Below are 24,317 nucleotides of genomic sequence, written 5' to 3'. Positions count from 1 at the left end.
TGTTACAAGGGGGCGGAGATGCCCAAACAATTGTGCAATTCGGTGCGTTATTCCATTTAATCGACCCATTGGACGGTGCGAGAAGCGTAACTATCTGAACAAAATTCATCCTTGGGGATCAGCTCGTAGGTGTAGCGGCTGTTTTGCACCGTTATACTGGTGCCGTCGCCCTGCGGCATTTCGGCGTCCACATAGTTGACCGCAGTGATGGCGAGATAATCCGTCGGGCTTTCGGCGATGATCTGCGCGGAAAGGGTATCTTTTCCGTCAGATTGTGTGTACTGAATCGAGGAACTGTTTATTTCCTGTGTGTTGACATCTACCAGAATATTAAAGCACAACTTTGTTTGCGTGTCGCAGCAGGGAATAATATAGGTGGTTCCGATCAAATTGGGGCCGCGCCCCACATACGCTTGAACATTCTCCGGCATAACCGCACTAAGACTTATGGAAGATTGTAAAGTCCCATTTGCATCATATGCGTCAATTTTCCGCGTACTTCCCAAGTGGCATAGGTAGATGTGCTCGCCCGAAATAAACGGCTGTACAGGCAACGTGCCATCTTGAGGAATGTCCATAACGTCTATCATTTCATCGGTATCGACATTTAATGCCTTTATGGTATAGCGCAGTCCATAGCTGCCATACTCGTCTGTGACGTTTTCGTCGGTGCTTATATTCAAAAAATAGATGTTACGCCCAATGCAGCCCATAACTTGCGCAGAAACATCGATTGGGAACGTTGACAAAACGTGCTCGTCCCCGCCGCTCGTGGAAATACTGAAAATCTCATAATTGCTTATGGTTTGACGCATGAAGCATAGGGTGTTATCCCAGCCGACCGCATACATCAGCAAATCCCCAGAGCTGTTCCCCTGATAGATAAGTTTACGGTTACTGCCGTCTTTATCCATACTATAAACCGCCGATGCAGCCAAATCACCAAAATCACTGCTTTCGATGTAAGAAGACGCACCGGCGCGTATATAATATATTTTCTCGCCCCACAGAAACATACGGTAATCCCCAATGATAGAATCCAAATAGGAGGTATCTGCTTCTGTTGTATGCTCACTGTTGGCCTGCGCGGACAAGGGAATATTGACGGCCGAAGCGTAATCAATATAGCGGATCTGCCCGGTCAGATAGTCGTTCTGATTGGGTTCAATATAATAATAGCCGTCATCTGTTTGTGCGCCAGCAGCATAATCAATGGTATTTGGAATAAGCATTTGAATATTCTCTGCTGGATCGGTTGTGCCCTTTTCAGCATCAATTGGCACTACAGGACTTTGTTCGGGAACATCATTGCTTCCTTTGGCAACTGTGGGTGTGGCACTGCATGCCGAACATGTAAGCAAAGTGATTCCACACAGAACAGACGATATATAGCAATATATTTTTTTCATTTAAGACACCTCTGAGTGAAAAAGGCTGGGAGAAACCTAAAGAAGTCTCCCAGTCTTTTTATCAAACACAACCGTTGCAGGTTAAAAGATGTACCTTGTTATCTCTTGTGTAAGCAAGTGGTTAATTAGTTGCGGCCCAACCCCAAGAACTTTGAGATGACGACCAGTAAACATTGGCATTGGCGGCCAAAGAGGCAAAGGTTAAATAGTAGCTTGGCCAGTCCCGCAAGTTTATGGTATGGCTGGTTACTCTAAAGTTCACAATGCAATCGCTTTTTCCATCGGTCGTGTTTCCGACATAACTATGCAGTTGGCAGTTGTTCGTGCCATGGTAAATGTTCAAACCTTGGGTATTAGACAGAGCGGACACAACGTAAAATCCACCATAGCTGGTAGCAATCGTTTTCCAAACCTGGTCGTTACCATTTGTTGGAGTGTAGAGCGTAACGTTGTCATTCTCGTTGCCATAGCCGCGTACGTTAAGGAGAAAGGTGGTTTTTCCGTTCGGGTAAATTTTGTATCTGCCGGAGCTTACGGTTGGGTTTCCAATGGCAAACGCCGGAACGGCCATCATCATAGCCATAACGCAGGCGATTGCAAGGGTGAGAAAACGCTTGCTGAGTTTCTTCATAATCGATTCCTCCAATCTGAAAGAAACTTGTATCGGGTTTGTTTCGGGGCGGATATTCAAAACGCCTGTGCACCGGCATTTCGATGGGATCTTGCGGGATGCACCGCATCCTCTTGGCTCACCCACATTCTATCACGCGCCGACAAAAATTTCCAATAAACCGGCGAAACTGCAAAAATTCGTGCGCAACTGCAAAAAAGACCGGGCGCGTGAAAGCGTCCGGTCTTTGCCGTATCGTCAGGGCATTATTTCAAAAACTGTGCGACCAGCTTAAACACCAGCTCCTGCTGTTCCGGCGTCGGGGTGCTTTTGGGATTGCCCCATCGGCTTTTGTTCTGCTGGCGCAGCGCACGGGTAAGCTCGGTCATCAAATTGATCTGCTCGTCGGTCAGACCGTCAACCGAAACGACCGCGGCTTTCTCGCCACAGGCAAGATAATCGATTGAAACACCGAAGCAATCCGCCATGCAGGCGGCGGTCTGCAAATTGGGATAGATGCGCCCGTTCTCGTATTTGGCGATGGATGCTTCGCCCGGCTTTTGGCCTGCATCGGTGATTTTTTTCGCCAGCGTCGCCTGAGAGTACCCTTTTTCTATGCGCAGACGTTTAAGCCTGCCTGCAAAATCCATCATCATCTGCGTCAACCTCCTACTTCTTATGGTGTATCGGTTGACAGGGGACAAATATTCAGATACTATGATTTATAACATCGCATTTGTCTATAACGGGGCAATTTGGCTTGACAACGAAAGGGGGCGCGTTATTTTGGATACAATTTCAAACGCTAAAAATCCAACGATGGAAGCCGGTGACGGTATGCTGCACATCCTGCTGTGTGACGATGACGCGATATTTACCGAAGCACTGAAACGACTGATCGAAGCACAGCCGGAGTTCAACCGCCGTTATATGCAGATTGAGTGTGTCCATGACCCCCACGCGCTGAAAAAGGCAGCCGTGCAAAAGGCCGACATGATTTTTCTGGACATTGATATGGGCGATGTGAACGGCATTGCGCTGGCGCGGCAGATGCGCACGATCCGCAAGGACGCGGTGCTGATCTTTGTGACAAATTACGGCGAATATGCCGCCGAGGGATACGAGGTAAGCGCGTTCCGCTTTTTGCCCAAGCTGCAGCTGGCCGAAAAACTGCCGGGCTATTTTCGGCAGGCGTTGGTCGCCTGCCGCAGCCGAACCCGCACGCTGAATGTTCTGTGCGACGGCGAGGGCACGAACATCGTGCTCGACGAGTTGGTCTATGTCGAAACTGCGGAACGGATGCTGATTTTCCATCGTGCGGAACCGGCGGCACCGCTGAATAGCCGCATGAGCCTGCGCACACTGGAAGAGAAACTGGCAGAGGAGGGCTTTTTGCGCATCCACAACAGCTTCTTGGTCAATATGAGCTATATTGCTGCCCTGCAAACAAGCGGCGTTACGTTGACCACCGACCAGACGCTTCCCGTCAGCCTGCACGGGTATAAGACGATCAAAACAAAATACATGGCATGGAGAGGGCGCGGCAGATGGGATATGCGTTGAGTATTTTGATGTGTGCCCTGCAGACATGGCTATACACAAAACTGTGGGACAGCTTTTTTACAAGACGGTTTAACGGGAAACAATTCTGGGCATATTGGCTGTTATGGACTGCCATTATCACAGTCGTTCTAAATGTGTTGCCAAACGATTATGGCTATAGCAATATTATCCGCTTCTTGATTGAAATTGCGCTCGAGTATGCTATGAGCTTGATGTTATATCGAAGCAGATGGGATCGTCGCTTGTTTGTTGTGATCACGGGCTATGCCTGCTTCTTTTCTATATCAACACTGACCGAAAAGGCATGGCTGCTTTATTCGGGTATGACGCAGACGGAGTATGTATATAATAAACCGTTGTACACCGCGTTTATCTTTTTGCGGGGGCTGTGCCTTGTGGCGTTTGTTATACTGGTTCGGCATTTCCACACACCGCCGCAGGAAAACGGAAAGCCGCGCGCATGGATACCGGCATCAACACTGTTCCCACTATGTACATTGTTTGTGCTTTACCGGGTGTTCAACGCAGAAAGTGCCGCAGGCGAAAATGACGCATGGACGTTTTGCCTGCTTGTGCTGTGCGCGGTCGATATGGTCGCGCTGTTTCTGCTGGATCAGTTGGAATCCACCGCCCAGATGCGGGAGGCACTGGCCGTTGCACATCAGCGCGCCGAGGTGCAGAGCGCCAACGTCAAGGCGCTGGGCAATTCCTACACGGCACAGCGCAAAATGACGCACGAGTTCCGCGGCTATCTGTTTGCACTCTCGGATATGCTGGCAAACGGTGATACGGAGGCCGCGCAGACCTACCTTGACGAATTGAAGGTGCGCCAAACTGAGCGCATCCTGCTGGTGAATACGCACAATCCGATCATTGATGCGATTCTCAATCAAAAGGGCTATGCGGCCAAAGAACAGGACATCGATCTGCATTTCGAGATCAACGACCTTTCCGACGTAGCGATCCCGTCGGTCGACCTGACGGTCGTGATGAGTAATTTGTTGGACAACGCCATCGAAGCCTGCCAAAAACTGGAAAAGGCGCAACGCCGCATGACTGTGAAAGCAATCTATAACAAAAGCGACAATCCGCCAACGCTGTTTTTCTCGGTCGAAAATGCCAGCAAGCCGGTCGAAATTTTCGGCGACCATATCCCCACCACCAAGCCGGAGCCGGAATTGCACGGCTTTGGTCTGCCAAATGTGATGGATATCCTGCACAAATATGATGTTTTTTATTTGATGGATTATAAAGACGGCTCTTTCTTATTCTGCCTTGAATGGGCGGATGCCGCCAACGAAAAAGCCGTTGCTGCTGCACAAAAATAGGCAAAACTTGCAGTTGCGCACGGAATTTTGCAGTTTCGCCGTTTTTCTGGACTTTGCGGACAAATCGGTTTATCGTATTCAGCAAGGGGGCGCACAGCATGGAACACCTTGCCGAAACGATGACCGATTTTTTGCTTCGGCATAAGTATATCACCGAGGAACAGGCCGAGTGGTGCCACTATATCTACATTGAGTGCGGCGACTGCCAGCGCGCTGTGAGCCGCGGCTGTAAAAATCTGCTCTGTGCCTTTGACACAGCCGGCGCGCCGGTGATTGTTCCGGTTCATGATGTGGAGTACCTGTTCAGCACCACCGTGGACAAGTCCGAGTGCCGTGCCATCCTCACGAAAGCCAACTTCTGTGAACTATACAAAGGCTGGATCGACGAGCATATCCGCGACCCCCACGCCTGCCCGTTGAATGATCTGTACGTCAACTGGGAGATTCCAGACCCTAGTGCAGCGAGGATCTTTCTGAATCGGTAAATAGGCACTAAATAACAGCAATCCCCAAGGTGCTGCCTTGGGGATTGCTGCTTATTATACTCACTATATGTGTCAGCCTCTAAAATCAGCCAAAGCACTGGCTATTAAATCTATTGGCGGCGAGGATATAGACGGCTCCTTTTTCTGCAAATCTGGGGTATGCCCACAGTTCTGCTTTTCTAAGTATTCCTGCACGATTTGCTCAATCAAGGCGCGGTCCGTCTGCTGAAAAGACTTCGTTGCTGCCTTTTCATAGCATAGAATTGCATCGGCAAGATACTGTGCCTTGCCCCTGTCACGCTGCCGTTCCAAGTATTCTACGGCACGCACATGGTCTGGATTTTCCATGTCAAAGCGAACCGTAAAGCGCCCCCGGTCCTTTTTCAGCTTCATGGTTCATCACGCCCCTGTCACCGTGCAGCGGTAAAGATACTCAAAGCCCTTGGCGTTGGCATTCACGTCCTCCACAAAGACAGGGTGTGCCACCTTGCCGGATGCCTCGATTTGTCGCCGCAGCAGGCAGGCACCGCCGCCCACAAAAATCACACGCCCCGTGCGCAGGTCAAGCTGGCGCTCGCGCAGTGCGCCCAACATATCGTTGACGAACTCCTGCGCCTGATATTCTACCAGCGCGGCGACTTCTTCCCCGTAACTGCTCCCCTGCCCCTGCAAGAGAATGGCATCCACATCGGTTTCCTCCAACAAAATGTCCAAATCGGAGCTGGCTTTAGAGCGAATGCGGTTATACAGCAAAATCACGCCATTTTCCAGCGAGTCACAAGTAGACAGGTCGGCACGGCCATTCTTCAGCAGCAGATAATCCGCCGTGAAACCGCCCACATCCAGAATCAGCGCACGCGGCACTGTTGCCAACTCGCCCAGCATCATGGCCGCCGCTGCAAACGCCTGCGGATAGCACTGCACATCGCGGATCAGGATGCTGTACAGCTTGTCACGGTAGGAGAAGTAGATAGGTTCCTTGCGTTTGAAGTAACGCACGAACGCCTTGTTCTGTGCGCCAAAGTGTGCGGGTGGCAAGCCGATGGCAAGGTCAATGGGCATCAGCCCGGAAGTATAAGCGTTCTGTGCTTCGATTTCCTCCGCAATGGCAAACAGCGATAGGATAAAGAAACGCTCGTCTGTGGTTTTGTCCTTTTGGTACGGGATGCGCTGTGCGGACAGCGTATAGTAACTGCCGCCGTATTTCAGTACATCCCTGCCGTAAGGCCGAGTTTTGCTTTTCTGCACACCGGAAACGATAGCATTTCCGTGAACTGTTTTGACCTGTTTGTTGCCGTGGTCGATAGCAATAAGCATAACATCAACTCCCTTCAATGCTTATATTTACCTTATACGTTTTGAATACGTCATTTCCCAACAAATTTACGCATTATTTTTTCTTATACGCAATAATACGCATTATTTATTTGTTTGCATTTCCCCGGCGGGTGCGCTATAATGGGCAAAGTAAGTAAAAACACAGGAGTCCGCCATGAACAAAACGCTTGAAATCAGTGCTATGCAGTATGATTTTCATATATTGACTAATACTAACCAAAAGTAGCGCTCAATTTTCGCAACGGCACCTGCTACGCTTATTTTGAGGTGAGAAGTTTGGAAAATATCTATCTTGAAATCGGCAAACGCATCCGGCAACAGCGAAAAGCCCACGGCCTGACGCGAGAAGAGTTCGCAGAAAATTTAAGTACAACCATGCAATATATCAGTCGTTTGGAACGGGCAAAAAACAAGGTATCAATCGAATATCTGTACAGAATCGCCGATGCATTGGACTGTTCAATTTACACCCTGCTGCCAGCCACGCAGTTACCCCAAAGAAAATTCTTTTCGGAGGAGCTGATGTATCAACTGGATCACTGTTCGCTCAAGCAAAAGCAGTTCATTGCCAATTATGTCACTTGGTTCTTGCAGCAGGACATCGGCGGGGAAAGCGACACATAAAACAGGAGCAACTTATATGCTTTGGATGTATATGGCGATGCTGGAAACAGCGGAACAGAAAGATAAAATCGCCTATATTTATGAAAACTATGCAGGGATGATGTACCATGTAGCCATCGGTGTGGTGGGAGAACACTATTTGGCGGAGGACGCCGTACATGAAACCTTTTTGCGTCTGATACGGATAATAGATGAAGTGGAAATCGATGACGCAAAGAAGCTCAAACGTATATTGTACTGTTAACACACAGCAAAGCGGTGGACGCCGTGCGCAAACTGAACAAGATGAAGCCAACGAGCGATGATGAGCTTGCGAATCATCCCACAACCGAGAATGGCCCCGAGGACGTTGCGCTGAACGCAATCGCTTTTTAGGAGCTGGTTGCTTTTGTGAAACAGATGGATGACAAGTACAGAGACCCTTTGGATTTGCGCATGATGGGATACTCCATCCAGGAAATTGCCGAAATTTTGGAAATCACGCCGCAGAATGCAAAAGTACGGCTTCACCGGGCAAGGCAGATGATTCTGAAAGAAATGGAGGCACAAGATGAATCAGCAGGAAAACCGTGAAATCCGTATCTCGCCAGATGCCTTGATTGCACTTGTAGTGGCTGAGGCTGAAGATCGGGAGCTATCCGCCATGCCGAGTCTGGAAGAGATGAACGCGGCCTTCCATCCTTCGGAAGAATTTCAGAAGAAGATGGACAGGCTGCTCAAGCAGGCCAAACGGAAACAGGAACGTAAAGGTGCCTGGCGCGCTACAAAGCGGCTGTTCGTGGTGGCCACGACGGTCGTGACGGCGTTTGCTTGCATACTGATGCCTGTGCAGGCTGTGCAGGAGGCGGTGGTATCCACCGTGCTGAATTGGCGGGATCAGTTTGTGGAGATCCTCTATTCCAAGGAAGATGATCCAAATGCAGTGATTCTGCTCCAAAATGTTGAATTGACCTATTTGCCGGAAGGGTTTACAGAGACGCCTTCTAATAGAACATCAAACACCAGTTTTTGGAATGAGTATCAATCAGAAAACGGCGAATGGTTAACAGTACGGATATTGCCCATACAAGATAAACAATCAACTTTTGTTGATGACGAATATACCCATTATTATCAGATTTCTTTTGATGGAATCGACGCTGTTTTGTGTTCCACTATAGACGGGAGTAATGTATTAGTATGGCAGAATGATGGCTTAACCTATCAAGTGAGTTCCAGTTGTGACTTATCCGAGATAATCAGTGTCGCTGAAGGGATAAAGTTGGATAGTTCATCAAATGGATGACAGCAAGATAAATTTCAAAAATGTTATTTATGGGTGTAACCTTTTTCATTTTCATACGAATAGAAGGTATGAGGTTTCCATACAAAAGAGGTGTACATATCATGAAAAAGTTTTTGCGCAGTCTGCTTGCTATAACTCTTCTGCTTGGTATTGTCAGCACAACGGCTCTTGCTGCGGAGCCCCGTTGGCGGAATGTAGCATCCATCAGCCCTAGTATGTCGGCGTATGATGGAAGCTATACAAGTGCTATTATTGCTTTGGAGGGTACAACAAAAATAGAATGTACGCTTACACTATATGAAAAGGGCTTTTTCGGAAACTATACGCAGGTATCTCAGGTCAGTGAGACTTACAACGGTCCTCGCCATGAGTTTGTCGGTTATTATGCCATTAAATCCGGGACAACGTACAAACTAAACACCACCGCCAAAGTCACCCGAAACGGTGTAACCGAAACCGTTTCAACCGACTTTGAAAAGCGCTGCTGACCCCAGCGTCCGCCCGCTCCCTTAAACCTTCCACAATCCAAACACGGGAACCTCTAAAATACAGCCGGGATGGCCTGCCAAACCTTCCTGGCTGTAGTCGAAATATGAAACCACATCCCCAAAGCATACGTACGAATATATAGTATACGCATTTATATCTCTTGTATGGAGGATGTGGATATGCTTGCCTTTTATGTCGCCATTCTCGACACTGAGGAGCAGAAGGATAAATTCACCGAAATTTACACCACCTACTACGGGATGATGTACCAGGTGGCGCGCGCCATCACCCATGATGATAAACTTGCCGAGGATGCGCTGCACGAGACCTGCCTCGAGCTGATTGAGAAGATCGATTCCATCCGCACGGACAACGCCAAACAGCTCGCCTATTACCTGCGCATGGTCACACGGAATCGCACCATCGACTTCATGCGCAAGTGGGATCGCCGAAGTGCGTTATCTTATGACGCGGTGGATGTGGAACCAGCATCCCTACATGAAGATGCTGCGGATGTCGTATTAACCAAAATGCGGTTGGAAACAACGTTGAAAAGCCTCGATGAGATGCCCACCCGTTTACCGCACCGCCTTGATTTTGCGTGTGCAGGGGTATTCCATCAAGGAGATTGCGCACATAACAAATAGCAGCGCCGCGGCCGTCAAAACCCGCATTCATCGGGCCAGGCAGCTCCTTTTGCAGAATTCTCAGAATGACCCATAATACTAACTCATAATACCGCACAAACGACTTTACAAACCGAGCTGACACAAGGTAAAATGGAAAAACAGCACCTCGCTTGTCTGGCACAGCGCGGCAGCGCTGTTTGCGGTGCTGTTTGGCATTCCAGCCAGGGGGAAATCATCGTATGCTCAGAATTGCCATATGTGATGACAGCCAGTTGTGGCTTCAAAAAATTGAGACATTGACAAGGGGTTACTTGAAAAAGATTAATGTCAAATACAGACTCGATCTTTATCAATCGGGCGAAAAGCTGCTGAAAAGCATCACCTCACCGTATGACATCGCGTTATTGGACGTCGATCTGCATAGCACGAACGGCATTGAAGTCGCCTCGCAGCTGCGAGCTACCAATCCACAAATCGTGCTGATCTTTGTCTCGGAGTATGTGGAGTATGCTCCGTTCGGTTATGAGGTGGACGCGATTCGGTATCTGCTCAAAAACCACCTGGAGCAGGCTTTTGACCGGGTGATGAGCGAGGCCGTCAAGAAGGTGCGGGAAAAACACCTGCGGTATGCCATTGTCACCGACGCAGGCAATGTGATGGTCAAGTTTGAGGACATTCTCTATGTCGAGGGACAGAAGCGCAAGGTAACGTACCACCTTCAAAACAACAACCGAGCTTCGTATGATTGCAATGAATCGCTCGGTGATGTGGAAGCACGGCTCGGCACTCAGGGCTTTTTGCGAACGTACCGGACGATCCTGGTCAACATGCGGCATATCTGCTTTCTCAACCGAACCCATCTGACTTTGACCGATGGCACGGACCTCCCGGTCAGCAAACAGAACAGCAACGAAATTGTGCAGACATACAACTTATGGGTGGGCGCTTTATGATCGAACAAATATCCTTACTGACCGTGGATTTGATTGGACATATTTCCTGCCTGCTGTTGTGTACCGCGTTGTTCCGACGGACCTGCGCAAAGCGGCAGTTGGTGTTGGCATTCCTGGGAACATTGGCCGCAGGCTATCTCATCACCGTGGTGCCCGTTATCAGGGAATTCCCGATCAAGGCGATTCTGCTAGTCATGGTGTTCACCGTCTTTTGCCATGCTTGCTATGAGGGCAAGATTCTGACGCAATGCTTGTGTGCAGTTTTCAGCTATGTCATTATGCTGGCCCTGGATACGGCAGCCATCTTTCTGTTCTGCAACTGGGTGGGGATGCCGCGAGAGCAGATATTTGCTGACCCGCAGCTTTATATGATTTGTGCATTGTTCTCTTATATTGTTATCTTTGTGGTTTCTTTTGCCATTTGGCGATTTGCGCAGTCATGGACAAAAATTGAGAAAATTTCAGTATCCGGCTTTTTGGCTATGCTGGTTTTTCCGCTGGTGTCACTAGGAACCATAACATTTCTTTTCCAGGTAACGGCCAAAGACCACAGCGTCAGTCACTGGGCCATCGTAAACGCACTGGGATTGGTGGCCGCCAACGCTGTTTTGATGGGCCTGCTGCACCACATTGAGCAGGAAGCCGAGGAGCGAAAGCAAAACGTGGCACTCCAACACCAGTTCGAAACTCAATTGGAAAAAACGCAGGTTTTGCTGGAGGCCCAAACCGCCCAACGTAAGCAGACCCACGATTTCAAACACCATCTCTCGGTTCTCGGCGGTTTGCTGCAGGAGGAAAATTTGGCGGCCGCCAGGCAGTACCTGGCGGAAATCTCCGAGACAGGTCAATTGGATGCGTTGGCTGTCCATTCCAACAACCCGGTGGTGGACGCCATTTTGAACCAAAAGTATGCGCAGGCCTGTGAACTGGGGATTCAAGTGGATTTTGCCATCAACGATCTTGCCGAGTTCCCGCTTTCCAACAAAGAGACGGTAGTGGTACTTTCCAACCTGCTGGATAACGCAATCGAGGCGTGCAAGACGCAGAAGGGAACACGATTGATTCGCGTCAAGATTCAGTGTTCGGAGGAGAAAACCATTCTTTCCGTGATGAATACCATTGACAAAGCGCCCGTAATGGAAAATGGGTTGCCTGTAACGACCAAGGCCGATCCACTTGCGCATGGATATGGACTGCAAAACATCGTCTCCATTTTGGCAGATCATGGCGCCTGTCCGGCCATTCTGTGCCAGGACGGCTGGTTCCAGTTCTCCACGGTACTGTTTCATCAGACTATTTCGCCTGCGCCGGAGCACGATCAAATTACACAAAAATCCCTTTGATTTTTCATACGCATGTCATTTCGGGACATATTTTGAATGTTTCGGGACATATTCCTTGCCAACTCGCAAACAGGATGCTATTTTTAAGCCAAAGAGGTGAAGCGGTTATGCTCCATCCGGCTCAGAAAATAGCATCCTTTTTTGTGGCCAAAAAACTGATCCCGGCGCAGGACTACGAGTGGGCTGTGTACGGATTACAACGCCGGTTGCTGGCGGCAGTCTTTTATCCGATTTTGTTTTTGATCGGTCTCCTGGTCTCGGATGTATATTCCACCGTTCTGTTCTTTGTTGTCTTTACCAGCCTGCGGCACCGCGTCGGCGGTCACCATGCGGGCTCGGCTATACGGTGCCTGATAAATTCTTCGCTGATCGTTCTGTGCGGTCTGTTCTTATACCCGCAGATTACAGCCGGATGGCCGGTGGTGGGGCATTCACTGGTGGGAATGATCGCCTGTCTTGTGATTGGCCTGGCAGGTCCTTGCAATGACCCCCACATTGCCATGACGCCAGCAGAACTCGATCGAAATCGGAAGCGGATGATGTGGGAGCTGCTCGTATTGGCAGTAGCTTTCAGCGTGCTTCCACTCCTCCCTTGGGGAGTTTGGCTTAGTAAAACTGCAGCGGCGGCCGTTACCCTGGCGGCCAGTATGCTGATTGCAGGAAAAATACAGAATGGAGGTTTTACCCATGAACAAGAATGACAACCGATTCACCGAAGCGCTGGCTTCGGCACTGCACAAGATGGTGGAACGGGAACGCAGCGGCGCTGTGGACTGCTATGGCTGGAACTATCAGCCCAAGCGGCCGGAAGCTCTAACAAGAGATCCTAATGAAACCAAGAAGTAACCCCGCCTCTATGGATAGAACACCCATATGCAAAGATACAATAACTGACGCAACACGAACAAGAAAGAAGGTTATTTATGAAAAACTTCTTTTCACTATTACTCGCATTAATGTTCAGTTGTACTTTTACGGTTTGTGCATTTGCAGCAGAACCCTACGCTGAAAATAGTAACCCGCCTACCTTACAGGATACCTTACAGGAAATATTGGATAATCCAACTTATTCAAACGCTTACAAAGAGGCCGCCAAGAAAAAGTGTGATTATTTAATGAGTGTTCGCGATTCTGGACCGTCTGCCTTAACCCGGGCAAGTAATAGTATGACAATTTATGTCCCACATACGCGCCAACCTAATGGTGTTAGCTGTGGTCCCTCTACAGTGCGACAAACACTGGCTCATTATGGTCTTGTGAAAAATTTGTCCACAATTATGTCGGAAATGAGTGATGCTAGTAAACCGGCCACCTATTGTTACAGTCCAACCAATGGCATCTTTGAGATTTCGAAGATGTTTTACTATATTAATACTAGCTTGTATGGAGAAGGCGGTGACCCTACAGGGGTTGTTTATATGGCTTTGTGGAAAAATGGTGCATATACATCTTCCCAACAAATGCTGAATATGATGGCCAGCGTAATTAGCAACAATAACCCTCCAATCTTACATACAGGTGCCATTCAAGGAACAAAGCGGACCAGCTATAATGACACGAGCAAATGGCCAATTAATATTAGTTCCGGCCATTTTATGAGCGTTAGCGGATATAACCTTTCTAATGCAACAATCCAGGTAACTGATCCTGATGTAACAAATCAACAGTCTTCTAGTTCTTATTCCTCGGGCAAATATTACATCAATTCTTCGGTCGTATATTCCACCTGTGACTATTTTGCGGCTTGAAATGTAGCGCGTCAAAAAGGAACTCTACTATGAACCATGATAGGTTATTCCATAAAGGGACGGGTACAGTGCAATCAAAAAAATTATATTTTGTTCTATCTATAGTCATTGTTTTAGGTGTCACAATTTGTTTTTTCTGGCGAGTTTGGCATACTTCTGATCGATTGGTGACGATCCACGGCGAAATTATTACATCGCAAGCTGTAGATATGTACAGTCAGATTGATACAATAGGCAGAACAGACTTAAAGGTGATCGGCTTCTTGGACAATAACATTATTTCTTGTTATTGGATACAAAATGCGCGTACACTTTCAAATGCGGCCCAAGAGGAAGAGTTTGAAGAGCTTTTGGTCACAGCCGATTACAAAAGCGGCGACACAAGGCTCATCAGAATAACGAATACCTCTCCCATTTCCTCTGTGGATCCGTTTTTGTTTGATTGCCAAACATTGTATTCGTTCCCTTTCCGTAATGGAACCGTGAGCATTATTATGACAGATCTTGTCACAGGTACAACGGAAACGCTTTTAAGAGATGCCGCTGCGGCAACGTCATTGGTTGGATTTGCTAAAGTTGATCAGGACACAGCAGCATTTCTGGTAACAGCCGATTCACAATTGCAAATGGTCCTGCTGTGGAACAGATCCACAGAGAGGCTACTTGAAATTTTTAACACCGCCAATCTATCGTTAGAAAGGCCTCCACAAATTACCGCCATTGCCTCAGATGGAACCTATTTATACTATTTAATGAAAGAAATGGACGGAAGCAATTGGTTGCAGTGCAATTCAATAAACGGGTCGGTTTTGTGGAGGAAGAATCTAGCATTGCCGGAATATGAAGACGCGCAATATACGGCGGACCAACTCTATATTCAAGATCAAACCTTTTTTATAAAGTGGTACAATTGCGGGAGTGCACCCTATTTTACCGTTTTACAAAAGGAAGACACAGAATTTTCGCGGCTACCCATTCCACAGTGCACCCCCTGTTATTTGTTGACCCCACATCCGATTGCCGAGGAATGGCTTCTGTTTAGCACATTTCCCGAGCAGCAGGCATATTTGAAAAAGGATTTTGCTCATCTTGTTTTGTATAACCTAAAAACAGCCACATGGCAATCCGTCCGATTGGATATGGGCACGGAAACAAACTACCGTCTTTTTGCAAACGAAACAGGAAACGTCATTGCTCAGATTTATGCTGAAAACGGGGACAACACAAAGCTTATCCAGTATCCGTGTGCAAATCTGATAAAATGAACCGAGTTGCACATAATGAATGAAGCCTTGCTTGTTTGAAGAGCAAGTGTATCTCACAATCAGTTGTCTTTCGTCGTAAACATAATTTTATCAAGACCTGCTTCTTGGCAGTAATCTTTTTTAGTTGTATGTGTTAAAACATGCTCAGTGTTGCAGTTGCCAATCCATTTCATTCACTGCGAAAAGGAGAAATCTGATACCAATTCAAATCAAGTCCTCTATTGTTCTGGATGGGCACCCGCCCTACCGCAAATCAGCCCCCACGCCGCGGCCTACCGCGCCGTGGGGGCTGATTTGGCTGCCCAGAGTTCGGACATGGCCGCCAAGGGTGACTTTCTGCACGGCAAGCTCGACGAAACCGAGTCGCTGCTGCGGCTCGAAAACTACTACCGCGACCTCGCCTATGGCAACAGCGTGACCTTGCAGTATTACCGTGAGCAGAACGCAGATTTGTTCGACGCCTGGGAACAGACCTACCACGACAAAACCTACACGCTGTACACCGACAGCCTGTCGCTGGACTATGCGCTGCTCTCCCAACTGGTCAGCGAGTACGACACGGTGGCCGGGTACGGCGACTTCCTCGACAGCGTGCAGACCAAGGCCGGGCAGCTGGCGGGCATCTCGATTTTCCAGAACGATGAGACCGGGTATGACCTGAAAAACATTGAAGTTACGGCGGCGGTGTGCGCCGGTTTGGGCGAGACAGCCATTGATTATTACCCGCAAAAAGGTCTGTACACTGCGATCTCCTATGCTTTCACCGATTTGATTTTGCTGGTGTCGATGCTCGTGCAGGCGCTGCTGCTCGTGCGGCAGGAGCGGGACAGCGGCTTGCTGTCACTGGTTCGTTCGCTGCCCGGCGGACGACTGCAAACGGCGCTGGCCAAGCTCGGCGCGTTTGCGTTGTCGCTGCTGGCCGTGCTTGCGCTGCTGTACGGCGTCAACCTCGCCTACTGCGCCGCGACGTTCGGCCTCGGCCCGCTGACCCGCACGATCCAGAGCGTGCCCGCCCTGATGCGCTGCACGATGCAGATCACGGTCGGGCAGTACCTGTTCCGCTTTTTGCTGGCCAAGTGGGCCGGCGCGTTTGTCATGGGGCTGTGGGTCATGCTGGCGGCACTCGTTGCCCGCCGGGCCGCTTGTGATGTTTGGCATCCGCGCCGCGATTCCGGCCACCAGCCGGCTGAATGTGATTAAATACGCCAATTTAGCCAGCCTGCTGCAAACCAACGAACTTTTGGGAAATTACCGCAATCTGTTTTGGTTTGGTTCGCCAATCGGCCTGCCGCTCGTCGAGTGGACGGCGGCGGTTGTGTATGGCGGGGTTCTGACCTTTGCTTTTTGCTGGGTGTTTGCGCGCGCAACTGCTGTCTGCGTCAAAGCGCGGGTTCCTGCTGGGGCTGCGGCACAAGACGCACGCGACCTCTGTTTATAAGGAAGAAGCCCGCAAGCTGCTGCTTCTCAACGGCGCGGCGCTGGTGCTGGCGGCGTTCGCCGGGTTTGGCATCTACCAGGGGGTGACCGCCGAGAGCTACATCGGGCCGGATGAGATCTACTACGCCTATTACATGAAACATACCTCCGGGCCGTTCACCCAAGAAAGCTATGATTGGCTGGAGGAGCAGGGAGAAGAATTTGCCCCGATGCTCGAAGTGCAGCGGAAGGTGGCGGCCGGGGAGCTGTCCAGCGATGCAATGTTGGCGTTCAGTTCGCTGCAACAAAAGTACAGTGTCTACAGCCGGGTTATCAACCAGAACATCAACTACTATCTGAAAGAACATCCCGGCGCGTGGCTCGTCTATGAGAGCGGCTACAAGGAGTTGTTCGGCTTCACCGGCGATGCCGACGTGCAGGATACGCTGCTGGCCGGGCTGGCCTGTGCGCTGTGTTTTTCAGGGCTTTTCTCAATGGAGCGCCGCGGCGGCATGGAGACAATCCTTTGCACGACACCGCTCGGCCGCAAGCGCACGGTGCGGGCCAAGCTTGCGGTCAGTGCGGGCGTGGCGGTGCTGATCGCGGCGGCGTCCTGCCTGCCGCATCTGATTCAGGTGCTGCGGGACTACGGCCTGCCCGCCCTGTTCGCCCCGGCCATGAGCATTTCGGAGTTTGAGAGCCTGCCCGCACTGTTTACGTTGTCCGACGTGCTGCTGTTTTGGTTTGTGTGTAGAATCGCCGCCTGCCTCTGCATGGGCGCAATTACCCTCACACTGGGCCGTGTGTTCGGCAACCTGCTGCCTGCGCTGTTCGTCAGCGCCGTGGGGTACTGCCTGCCCGCGCTGTTGAGCCTCTCGGGTATGGATGGCGGCATCGAGTGGCTGGGGTTCTGGCCGCTGTTCCATGCGGCGAACTTCTTCACGACCCAGGGGTACGCCGGTGAGGAGGGCCTTCCCTACAATAATGCCTGGGTGATCCTTCTGTTGTTGGTTGTCGTGTTGCTTGGAACTGCAACCTTGTGGGGATATTTGCGGGATTGTTACGAGTGGAAAGGATCGATCTTGGATGCCGCCAGTTGAACAAGATGCGCTAATCTATGGACCAATCCGTGTGGAACTGTTAACCCATAAAGTTCTGGCGCAAGGAAAATTTGTCCACTTGGCAAAAATGGAATATCGCCTTCTCTGTTACCTGATCCTGCACGAGGGTCAAGTACTTTCGCGCCAGGAAATATTAACTAATATCTGGAATTTGCCCCCGAATGTAAAAACGCGCACGCTAGATATGCATATTCATACTTTGCGGAAGAAACTCGGCTTGGCCGATTATTTGGAAACGGTATTACAAGTTGGGTATAGACTACGGTCGATAGGTAAAAAGGAGGAATCGCCACAATGAAGACAGAGGAAAAAGCGAAAAAAGTCCAAAACATTGCCACAGCACTTGCAGCGATTTTTGGAGCGGTAGGCGCTTTTTTTGGAATTTTCCAAGCGCAGGTGTCGGCCGATCTTAAAAATCAGGTGACCAGTCTGCAAAACGCCTCGCAGCAAACCATTGTAAATGTCATCTCTACCTTGGGAGATGATGCTCAGGCCGCTGATTTGGCACAGTCGGGTGATACGGTCGCAATCACCGAGCAGTTGATCAACGTATATAACTCAACGAAAGATCAAAACGCCGCGCTCACTTCTGAGACGCAGACATTACAAAGTGAAAATGCCGCGCTACAAGAACAGGTTGAAAATTTGAAATCCGTTTTGCTGAATACTTACTCGATGGACGAGATCGATACAGTCGTAGCGCAGGGGTACTTAGACGAGGTGGAGACCAAACGCTTAGATAATCTGGAACTGTTAGACAGCGAGCGATGTGAGCAGGTGGCTTCCGTCCGTGATTTGTATGGGACAACACACAGTGTATCCTATAAGTTTGACCCTTGGCAGGAAGCATGGGCAAAATTTAAGCTTGATGGTCGGTATGATACATTCGAGGCCAACATTTTGACGTCTGACGACACAAGTCGTGACGCAAACATAAGTGTAGAAATCTATGTGGACGATGTATTGGTTGGCCGTGTCGATAACATCGTTCGAGATGAAAATGTGCGCCCTATCAGCGTAAGCGTTAATGGAGGCAAAGTGTTGATGATCAAAGCTATCAATACAGATTCCGCAAGCGGTAGCATCTGTTATGTGTCCGACACCAATTTGACGGTTCTGCAATAAGAAACGATGAGGAACATGCAGGGAAAAGGTATTCAAAAGAAGGCGTTTAAAACTATAGTATCAAATGTGCTGTAAGCGCGCTTGAATACCAATACGATTCCTGTTTGTACAGGGCTTTATGGTATAGCCAATACCATTCAGGCACCTATTTTAACCGCTGTTTAGAGTGCTTTACAAATCTGCAGTGTTTTTCTCTTTACCCCAAGGGGTAGTAGAGAAAAATGCCTGCAGAGATTCACAAACAAATTCTTGACTATCAAGGTGGCGACGCTAACGCTGCCTTAGAACTTGTCGAAAAGTTCAAACCGCTCATAAAGCGGTATGCATTCTTCCTGCACAGGGAGGACAGCTTTGAAGACTTGCAATGCTTTTTGCTCTCAATGTTGAAAACATGGGATACGAGCCGCTTGTCTTCAACGGATGATGCCACCGTCACTCGTTACATAGCCAATTCGGTGAAAAACGAATATATAGCGCTATCAAAACAAAAGGCAAAAGAACGGGGTACTTCTTACCTGGAAGATGCTACGCTTCCACAAGCCCTTGAGTATGCGCAGAAGACAAGTACATGTGACCAATATGACCAATTGACTCTTCAAGACTTGCATAAGGTTTTGAATGAGTACGAGTTTGCAATCGTTTATGCCATCTACTTTGAACAGCGATCCGTTGCCGAAGTTGCACGGCAAAAGCACAAAACCCGGCAAGCCATCAACCAAACCAAAATCAAAGCGCTTCAAAAAATCAAAGAGGCTTGGGGCAAAGACAAAAACACTGCAATATAACAGTTAAGATCAGCACAGAATCCGCCACATGGTTGACGTGATCAGCCGGAACCGATATAATTTTATTAGATTATTCGAGCAACTTTCTTTACAGCAAAACAAAAGAGCTTCTGAACAATTTCAAAAAGAATGCAAAGGAGAATGTAGATGAGAAGAAAACATAGTAGAATGATGGCAATCATATTATCCACAATTATTCTCGCTGGGTGTAGCAATTCTTCGCATTTGTCTGTCAGTCAAACACATTCATCGCCTTCTTCCACTGCTCAGCCGCGACCGACGGCCGAACCGCTCGCAGTCTCAGTTTCACCAGAGCGGAGCTGTTATCAGCAACTATACGACCAGCCGGACAATCCCAATTGGGCTCTCTATGCCGAAATAACAATCACCAACTATACAGATCAGCCTCTCACGATCGAAACAATCTTTTTGTATCCAAACCATCAGTTTTATGGCGAGGATGCATCGACGCCGGTCCTGTTGCCAGAGGATGCGATCGTAGCACTGCGGGAAACAGGGCTTTGGGAACTTCATGCGGATCAGATATCGTTAGACTCCTGCCCTGTACACGAAACCTGGCCATTCGGGGAAAATCAGCTGGAATTTCCTTTGGAGTTGGAAGCAGGACAATCACAAACCGGAAATATATATATTCCCGGCGGAACGGATATGACCACCGGCTTGCCGATGGCACCCTATACGCTGGATGTCAGAACGTCTATGGGAGATTTCAGCTATTACGGCATGGCCATTGCGCCCAGCGGAAATGGTTGGGGAACCTATAAAACGTCAGCCGGGCGCATAGAGAACATCCAGGCGGCCGAACATCTGGCCCGCTTTCTGGAAGACAGCCAGCTTTTGCTCTGGTTAGCGCCGTCCACCTTTGTTGCAATGGAAAGTAAAAGCACTCTTGCGGCAGACGACACCATCTACCACGCAGTTTCTGCAACCATACTGTATTTGACTGCGCAAAGCAAAATACAGCCGCTGGTCTACCAATCAGGCATCCCCTACTATTCGCAAGAGGTGTTTGAAAAAGTTCTATTGGAAATGTTTGGGCAGCATCTGGATTGCACAGGGCTGTTGCAGCCGGTGCAGATAGAAACACATGAGGAAGAAGCCATCCCGATCAAATATCCTTTGGCCGGCGCAGCCTATCGCGTCACGCTGCTTTCGCAGCAGGATTCCAGTTCCCTGTATGCGGGTACGCCGGAATCCGCCGCAGCGCCAAGCAGTGAAGCGACGGTATCCCTCACCTACTATCTGCCGTCCTCCGCGCAGGTCGGGGAAATTCTATTCATGCCGGGCGAGCGCCCGTACAGAATCAGCGTCCAGAGTAATGTGTCCTGGGAGTATCTGCCGTTTTGCTTTTTGGGAATTGAGCAAGAGACGTAGTGGTTGGCCAAGGCGCAGGGGTTGGTTTGCCTTAAAAGGTAGGCGGAACACCACCGGCTCACCGCAACATTTTACAAGATTCTACCCACACGTCTTTTTGGCTTCGCTGTTAACTTTGCTTTGCCATAGGCCGCCTAAATGTTCCGACAAAGTGGAGACGGATATCACAATGCAGACAAAGATGCGCCCTGTCGAAGCTTTGTGTCTTCGACAGGGCGCATCTTTGTTCATTGCATCTTAATGGCAGTACAGTACTCTATCGTGCGGGTTTGTCTTATAGCCATAGCATCGTTAGATATACCAACTTCGATAAGAGACTTTCATTTCATTGACCGCATAGGAATAAAGGGTAGATGCCATAGAATTTGAAACAGGCCCCAACTGAATAATCTGGCGCGAATTATCAGGATCGGCATAAAAGGCCGCATAGGTTACGCCGAGAGCCTTTGCTTTGTTCCAAATTGCCGATGCTTGAGAATTCAAAACCGGGCCGAGTTCAATTTTCTGCATGCTCCCGGATGTCTTGATGTTGTACTCGCCTTTTTCGTTTCGAATGCCAGAAAAGCCCACAGGATTATACGCGCCGGAATTGTTTACGTTGCGAGCCTGAAGGTGACAGTGGATATGCTCACCTTCAGCATTGCCAGTTTTGCCTGCAATAGCAAGCGGCGTACCCGTGGTGACAGTATCCCCGTCAGAAACAAGGTTTCTTGCATTATGTGCAAAGGTCAAATAGTGAATGGCGGTTCCATCGACAGTCTGCGGGGTACTCAGTTTAACGGTAACATAATAGCCCCATTCCCAAGTGGAATCACTATGGTCAGTAACGATTCGGGAGCGAGTCACCGTGCCGGAAATCGTTTTACCATTAAAGCTCGGCATGCGAATGACAAAACTATTCACGCCATCAATGTCCATACCATTATGGCGAGACCCACCAGACCGGGGATAGTCAAACACCCCATAATCACGATAAATGCGATTAATACCTTCAAAAAGCATAAATTTACCTTCTTTCGTTTTTTGCCAATTGGCTGAATTTGAACGTTCACTATATACAGAGAACGTTTACAGCGAATTGTAAATCTCAATTCAAAAAATTAGAAACACCAATCAAAGAGCAAAAATAGTTGTGTGTCTGGTGCACTGTGTTATGAATCCAGCTATACTGTATATAAATAGTGGACGTTTACATTTATTGAACTTGATTCTCTTTAAATAATAGATCAAATAACAGAAGTTTTGTGAGAAAAGGAATTTAAAATCATGCAAGTAAACACTGTGGAAAAACTGGCGAGTGTCGGTGCGTTCGGGCTGTGGGCTGCCCTGCACGGTTGGCTGGGGTGGCTGGCGGTTTTGTATGCAATTTGTATGCTGCTGGATTGTGTGACAGGCACCGCGCTGGCCGTTAAGGAGAAAACATGGAATTCCAGCAAGGCGCGGAAAGGGCTATGGCACAAGGGTGGCAGCACCATTATGATTTGTGTAAGTGTTCTGACCGATATCTTTTTGGGTTTGGTGATCAACCATGTGCTTGGCCTGCAACTGCCGTTTGATTACGATATGTTGTTGACGCCCGTCGTTTTGACCTGGTACATTGCCACGGAGCTGGGCAGCATTCTGGAAAACGCCGCCGAGATGGGCGCGCCCGTCCCACCGGTTTTAAGGGAAGTGCTGGAGAAAGTACACAAGGCATCTGACCGCAAAGACACGACGGCAAGCGCCGGACATCAAGACGAATGAACCTCAAAATGCAGATGCGGCCCCGTCGCGCGGCCGGTGTGGCCGACGTAGGCAATGACCTGCCCGGCTTTGACCTGCTGGCCTGCGGTGACGCAGATGCTCGAGCAGTGCGCGTACAGTGTCGTCAATCCACCGCCGTGGTCGAGCTTGACGTGGTAGCCATAACTGCCGCCCCAACTGTCGAGGGCGTTGGCGATAGTGACGGTGCCGTCGGCAGCCGCCAGGATCGGGGTGCCTTCGGGCACAGCGATGTCGGTGCCGCTGTGGTAGCTGGTTTCGCCAGTGATCGGGTCGGTGCGGTAGCCCTGCGGCGAGGTGATCGTGCCCGCCACCGGCAGCGGCCATTGCAGCGCGCCGCCACCCAGCGTGGTGTCGGAGCCGGGCGTTAGGATCTCGCCACCCAGTTCCCCCATACCTTACTGAAAGTTTCCGATATATGCGGCCTTACCGGCGAAATCGGCTTCCATGACACGGACACCGGCTACCTTGTCAGCTTTCCCGATGATGACGGCAAAGCCGATCAGCGGATGGCCGAGTATAAGAAGCGGCTTATCGATCTTGAAAACAATATCTGGAATCGGTAATTTGTGACCCGCCGGGGAAATTCATATAAATAAAATGGCAGCCCCTTCTGCTGAAATTGCATCAGCGGAAGGGGCTGTATTTATATTGTATTCAGTATTTCCAACGCCCTTGACAGGGGCACCACTTTCTGGCACTTGGCCTTTTGGGAATCATATCTCGCTTTCTTACCGTCCGGCATTACTGCTATGGCGTTTTCTGTCAGGACAGCAGCTTTCAATTTGGGAACATAGCGATGAACCTTCCCCTGCCGGTCAATCTTGGCATGAGACATGATAAGTTCCGCTGTTCCCAGCTTGATTTTTGCTTCTTTCGGTAGCGGTGAAAGCCACTTGTAGGTTTCACGCTCCGAGGCCATCCCCCACATAGAATACTGGTAAACTCGCCCGCCGAAGAAGCTGTCCTGCTGTTCCATATATTCAAAGTGTTCCGTCTGCTGCGTGACCATCTGCGCCACGCGGTCGGCATTCAGTTCCATCCCTTCTAAGCGGATGTACTCATGCCGTTGATGCTCGCAGTAGTAACCGCAGCTGATATTGACTGCCGCCGTTTCCAGATACGGTGCAATATAAGATATATCACTGCACGAGCCATTGGCCGTCTCGAACCCAAACGAGGTGACGAAGTCCTCAAACTCCGGGTTATCGCAGCGGTAAAACACAGCATCATTACTGCCCCGGCGGTCAAGCTCTACAATGTAGTTTACCTGTGGCCGCAAAGGACCTCTTGTGAATTTCTTTGCACCTACACAGCCGACTTCCTCATCCTCACAGAACAGCACATGACAGTTCGCCGTGCGCAGGATCTGCAAAATCATCCAGACACCACAGCGGTCATCGCCGCCGATTCCCTGCGGTGACATAGCTACTGCCCTGTCTGCCGAATAGCATATCTGCTCGACAGGCTGACGGTGAACCGTGTCCATGTGGGCTACCAGCAAGACAGGAATCGTTCCCTCGGCATACAGGTAGCCGGGCTTATCGGTAACGGGGTAACCCCTGCTTTTCAGCTCGGCTTTTAACCTCTTTTTCAATTCCATCTGCGGCAGACGTAGAATGGTTTCAAACGTCAATTCTTGCAT

The 24,317-nt window shown here is 49.4% G+C and carries 31 protein-coding genes; 23 read left to right on the top strand and 8 right to left on the bottom strand.

From position 1 onward, the window contains the following. Nucleotides 1–56: 56 nt before the first annotated feature. The 3 genes from OGM81_10970 to OGM81_10960 all read right to left on the bottom strand — a co-directional run bounded on the left by OGM81_10970 (nucleotide 57) and on the right by OGM81_10960 (nucleotide 2,675). Nucleotides 57–1,409 (bottom strand): hypothetical protein, encoded by a 1,353-nt coding sequence (locus OGM81_10970; GenBank protein ID UYJ42854.1) that lies wholly within the window; start codon nucleotides 1,407–1,409, stop codon nucleotides 57–59. A 121-nt stretch (nucleotides 1,410–1,530) separates the two neighbouring features. Beyond that, nucleotides 1,531–2,040: an RICIN domain-containing protein gene (locus OGM81_10965; protein UYJ42853.1), complete on the bottom strand. Its 510-nt coding sequence runs from the start codon at nucleotides 2,038–2,040 to the stop codon at nucleotides 1,531–1,533. A 245-nt stretch (nucleotides 2,041–2,285) separates the two neighbouring features. Next, the gene (locus tag OGM81_10960; GenBank protein UYJ42852.1) at nucleotides 2,286–2,675 is read right to left on the bottom strand and encodes a hypothetical protein; all 390 of its coding nucleotides are present in this window, start codon (nucleotides 2,673–2,675) and stop codon (nucleotides 2,286–2,288) included. 130 nt (nucleotides 2,676–2,805) lie between these two features. Here OGM81_10960 and OGM81_10955 point away from each other — a divergent pair, with 130 nt between their 5' ends. The 3 genes from OGM81_10955 to OGM81_10945 all read left to right on the top strand — a co-directional run bounded on the left by OGM81_10955 (nucleotide 2,806) and on the right by OGM81_10945 (nucleotide 5,395). Next, entirely contained in the window at nucleotides 2,806–3,582 is a 777-nt protein-coding gene (locus tag OGM81_10955; GenBank protein ID UYJ42851.1) for a LytTR family DNA-binding domain-containing protein, read from the top strand. Further along, the gene (locus OGM81_10950) at nucleotides 3,567–4,910 is read left to right on the top strand and encodes a GHKL domain-containing protein (GenBank protein UYJ42850.1); all 1,344 of its coding nucleotides are present in this window, start codon (nucleotides 3,567–3,569) and stop codon (nucleotides 4,908–4,910) included. Before OGM81_10955 ends, OGM81_10950 begins: the two co-directional genes overlap by 16 nt. Nucleotides 4,911–5,008: 98 nt before the next feature. Then, nucleotides 5,009–5,395 carry a hypothetical protein gene (locus OGM81_10945; GenBank protein ID UYJ42849.1) on the top strand — a complete coding sequence of 129 codons (387 nt, stop codon included), beginning with the start codon at nucleotides 5,009–5,011 and terminating at the stop codon, nucleotides 5,393–5,395. 72 nt (nucleotides 5,396–5,467) lie between these two features. Here the strand turns inward: OGM81_10945 and OGM81_10940 are convergent, their stop codons facing one another. Both OGM81_10940 and OGM81_10935 read right to left on the bottom strand, forming a co-directional pair. Beyond that, the gene (locus tag OGM81_10940; protein UYJ42848.1) at nucleotides 5,468–5,788 is read right to left on the bottom strand and encodes a hypothetical protein; all 321 of its coding nucleotides are present in this window, start codon (nucleotides 5,786–5,788) and stop codon (nucleotides 5,468–5,470) included. 6 nt (nucleotides 5,789–5,794) lie between these two features. Then, a complete protein-coding gene (locus OGM81_10935) occupies nucleotides 5,795–6,712 on the bottom strand; it encodes a ParM/StbA family protein (GenBank protein ID UYJ42847.1) in 918 nt (305 codons plus the stop codon). A gap of 297 nt (nucleotides 6,713–7,009) precedes the next feature. Between OGM81_10935 and OGM81_10930 the strand changes: the two genes are divergently transcribed. The 19 genes from OGM81_10930 (at nucleotide 7,010) to OGM81_10840 (ending at nucleotide 20,911) form a co-directional block, all read left to right on the top strand. Then, nucleotides 7,010–7,357, top strand: coding sequence for a helix-turn-helix transcriptional regulator (locus OGM81_10930; GenBank protein UYJ42846.1), 348 nt, complete (start codon nucleotides 7,010–7,012; stop codon nucleotides 7,355–7,357). A 16-nt stretch (nucleotides 7,358–7,373) separates the two neighbouring features. Beyond that, the gene (locus OGM81_10925; protein UYJ42845.1) at nucleotides 7,374–7,601 is read left to right on the top strand and encodes a hypothetical protein; all 228 of its coding nucleotides are present in this window, start codon (nucleotides 7,374–7,376) and stop codon (nucleotides 7,599–7,601) included. A 155-nt stretch (nucleotides 7,602–7,756) separates the two neighbouring features. Further along, nucleotides 7,757–7,930: a hypothetical protein gene (locus OGM81_10920; GenBank protein UYJ44997.1), complete on the top strand. Its 174-nt coding sequence runs from the start codon at nucleotides 7,757–7,759 to the stop codon at nucleotides 7,928–7,930. Beyond that, a complete protein-coding gene (locus OGM81_10915; GenBank protein ID UYJ42844.1) occupies nucleotides 7,908–8,642 on the top strand; it encodes a DUF4367 domain-containing protein in 735 nt (244 codons plus the stop codon). The genes OGM81_10920 and OGM81_10915 overlap by 23 nt, the downstream gene beginning before the upstream one ends. A 101-nt stretch (nucleotides 8,643–8,743) precedes the next feature. Continuing rightward, nucleotides 8,744–9,130 (top strand): hypothetical protein, encoded by a 387-nt coding sequence (locus OGM81_10910; GenBank protein ID UYJ42843.1) that lies wholly within the window; start codon nucleotides 8,744–8,746, stop codon nucleotides 9,128–9,130. A 180-nt stretch (nucleotides 9,131–9,310) separates the two neighbouring features. Beyond that, the gene (locus tag OGM81_10905) at nucleotides 9,311–9,778 is read left to right on the top strand and encodes a sigma-70 family RNA polymerase sigma factor (GenBank protein ID UYJ42842.1); all 468 of its coding nucleotides are present in this window, start codon (nucleotides 9,311–9,313) and stop codon (nucleotides 9,776–9,778) included. Between the two features lie 221 nt (nucleotides 9,779–9,999). Continuing rightward, nucleotides 10,000–10,713 carry a LytTR family DNA-binding domain-containing protein gene (locus OGM81_10900; protein UYJ42841.1) on the top strand — a complete coding sequence of 238 codons (714 nt, stop codon included), beginning with the start codon at nucleotides 10,000–10,002 and terminating at the stop codon, nucleotides 10,711–10,713. Beyond that, on the top strand, nucleotides 10,710–12,056 hold the full coding sequence (locus tag OGM81_10895) for a GHKL domain-containing protein (GenBank protein ID UYJ42840.1): 1,347 nt from the start codon (nucleotides 10,710–10,712) through the stop codon (nucleotides 12,054–12,056). The genes OGM81_10900 and OGM81_10895 overlap by 4 nt, the downstream gene beginning before the upstream one ends. A gap of 107 nt (nucleotides 12,057–12,163) precedes the next feature. Beyond that, nucleotides 12,164–12,757 carry an accessory gene regulator B family protein gene (locus tag OGM81_10890; protein ID UYJ42839.1) on the top strand — a complete coding sequence of 198 codons (594 nt, stop codon included), beginning with the start codon at nucleotides 12,164–12,166 and terminating at the stop codon, nucleotides 12,755–12,757. After that, nucleotides 12,744–12,902, top strand: coding sequence for a cyclic lactone autoinducer peptide (locus tag OGM81_10885; protein ID UYJ42838.1), 159 nt, complete (start codon nucleotides 12,744–12,746; stop codon nucleotides 12,900–12,902). The genes OGM81_10890 and OGM81_10885 overlap by 14 nt, the downstream gene beginning before the upstream one ends. Nucleotides 12,903–12,979: 77 nt before the next feature. Continuing rightward, complete coding sequence (locus tag OGM81_10880; GenBank protein UYJ42837.1) at nucleotides 12,980–13,804, top strand: C39 family peptidase; 825 nt, start codon at nucleotides 12,980–12,982, stop codon at nucleotides 13,802–13,804. 29 nt (nucleotides 13,805–13,833) lie between these two features. After that, entirely contained in the window at nucleotides 13,834–15,069 is a 1,236-nt protein-coding gene (locus OGM81_10875) for a hypothetical protein (protein UYJ42836.1), read from the top strand. A gap of 294 nt (nucleotides 15,070–15,363) precedes the next feature. Continuing rightward, complete coding sequence (locus tag OGM81_10870) at nucleotides 15,364–16,269, top strand: hypothetical protein (GenBank protein ID UYJ42835.1); 906 nt, start codon at nucleotides 15,364–15,366, stop codon at nucleotides 16,267–16,269. After that, nucleotides 16,217–16,507, top strand: a complete 291-nt coding sequence (locus OGM81_10865; GenBank protein UYJ42834.1) for a hypothetical protein — start codon at nucleotides 16,217–16,219, stop codon at nucleotides 16,505–16,507. The genes OGM81_10870 and OGM81_10865 overlap by 53 nt, the downstream gene beginning before the upstream one ends. Beyond that, nucleotides 16,425–17,585 carry a hypothetical protein gene (locus OGM81_10860; protein ID UYJ42833.1) on the top strand — a complete coding sequence of 387 codons (1,161 nt, stop codon included), beginning with the start codon at nucleotides 16,425–16,427 and terminating at the stop codon, nucleotides 17,583–17,585. Before OGM81_10865 ends, OGM81_10860 begins: the two co-directional genes overlap by 83 nt. After that, entirely contained in the window at nucleotides 17,572–17,904 is a 333-nt protein-coding gene (locus OGM81_10855; GenBank protein ID UYJ42832.1) for a winged helix-turn-helix domain-containing protein, read from the top strand. Before OGM81_10860 ends, OGM81_10855 begins: the two co-directional genes overlap by 14 nt. Continuing rightward, on the top strand, nucleotides 17,901–18,731 hold the full coding sequence (locus OGM81_10850) for a hypothetical protein (protein UYJ42831.1): 831 nt from the start codon (nucleotides 17,901–17,903) through the stop codon (nucleotides 18,729–18,731). The genes OGM81_10855 and OGM81_10850 overlap by 4 nt, the downstream gene beginning before the upstream one ends. 221 nt (nucleotides 18,732–18,952) lie before the next feature. Continuing rightward, nucleotides 18,953–19,516, top strand: a complete 564-nt coding sequence (locus tag OGM81_10845; GenBank protein UYJ42830.1) for a hypothetical protein — start codon at nucleotides 18,953–18,955, stop codon at nucleotides 19,514–19,516. A 147-nt stretch (nucleotides 19,517–19,663) separates the two neighbouring features. Further along, entirely contained in the window at nucleotides 19,664–20,911 is a 1,248-nt protein-coding gene (locus tag OGM81_10840) for a hypothetical protein (GenBank protein ID UYJ42829.1), read from the top strand. A gap of 291 nt (nucleotides 20,912–21,202) precedes the next feature. Here OGM81_10840 and OGM81_10835 read toward each other — a convergent pair whose 3' ends face one another. Continuing rightward, nucleotides 21,203–21,913 carry a M23 family metallopeptidase gene (locus tag OGM81_10835; protein UYJ42828.1) on the bottom strand — a complete coding sequence of 237 codons (711 nt, stop codon included), beginning with the start codon at nucleotides 21,911–21,913 and terminating at the stop codon, nucleotides 21,203–21,205. A 264-nt stretch (nucleotides 21,914–22,177) separates the two neighbouring features. On the opposite strand from OGM81_10835, the gene OGM81_10830 reads away from it, so the two are divergent. Beyond that, nucleotides 22,178–22,654 carry a phage holin family protein gene (locus OGM81_10830; protein ID UYJ42827.1) on the top strand — a complete coding sequence of 159 codons (477 nt, stop codon included), beginning with the start codon at nucleotides 22,178–22,180 and terminating at the stop codon, nucleotides 22,652–22,654. On the opposite strand, the gene OGM81_10825 is transcribed toward OGM81_10830, so the two are convergent. Both OGM81_10825 and OGM81_10820 read right to left on the bottom strand, forming a co-directional pair. After that, entirely contained in the window at nucleotides 22,642–23,067 is a 426-nt protein-coding gene (locus OGM81_10825) for a M23 family metallopeptidase (GenBank protein UYJ42826.1), read from the bottom strand. The two genes, OGM81_10830 and OGM81_10825, sit on opposite strands and share 13 nt — an antisense overlap. Nucleotides 23,068–23,318: 251 nt before the next feature. Then, on the bottom strand, nucleotides 23,319–24,317 hold the full coding sequence (locus tag OGM81_10820) for a M28 family peptidase (GenBank protein UYJ42825.1): 999 nt from the start codon (nucleotides 24,315–24,317) through the stop codon (nucleotides 23,319–23,321).

It is taken from the genome of Oscillospiraceae bacterium (genome assembly GCA_025758045.1).
In the GTDB taxonomy this organism is placed as follows: domain Bacteria; phylum Bacillota; class Clostridia; order Oscillospirales; family Ruminococcaceae; genus Gemmiger.
This window is presented reverse-complemented; position numbering and strand designations above follow the sequence as displayed.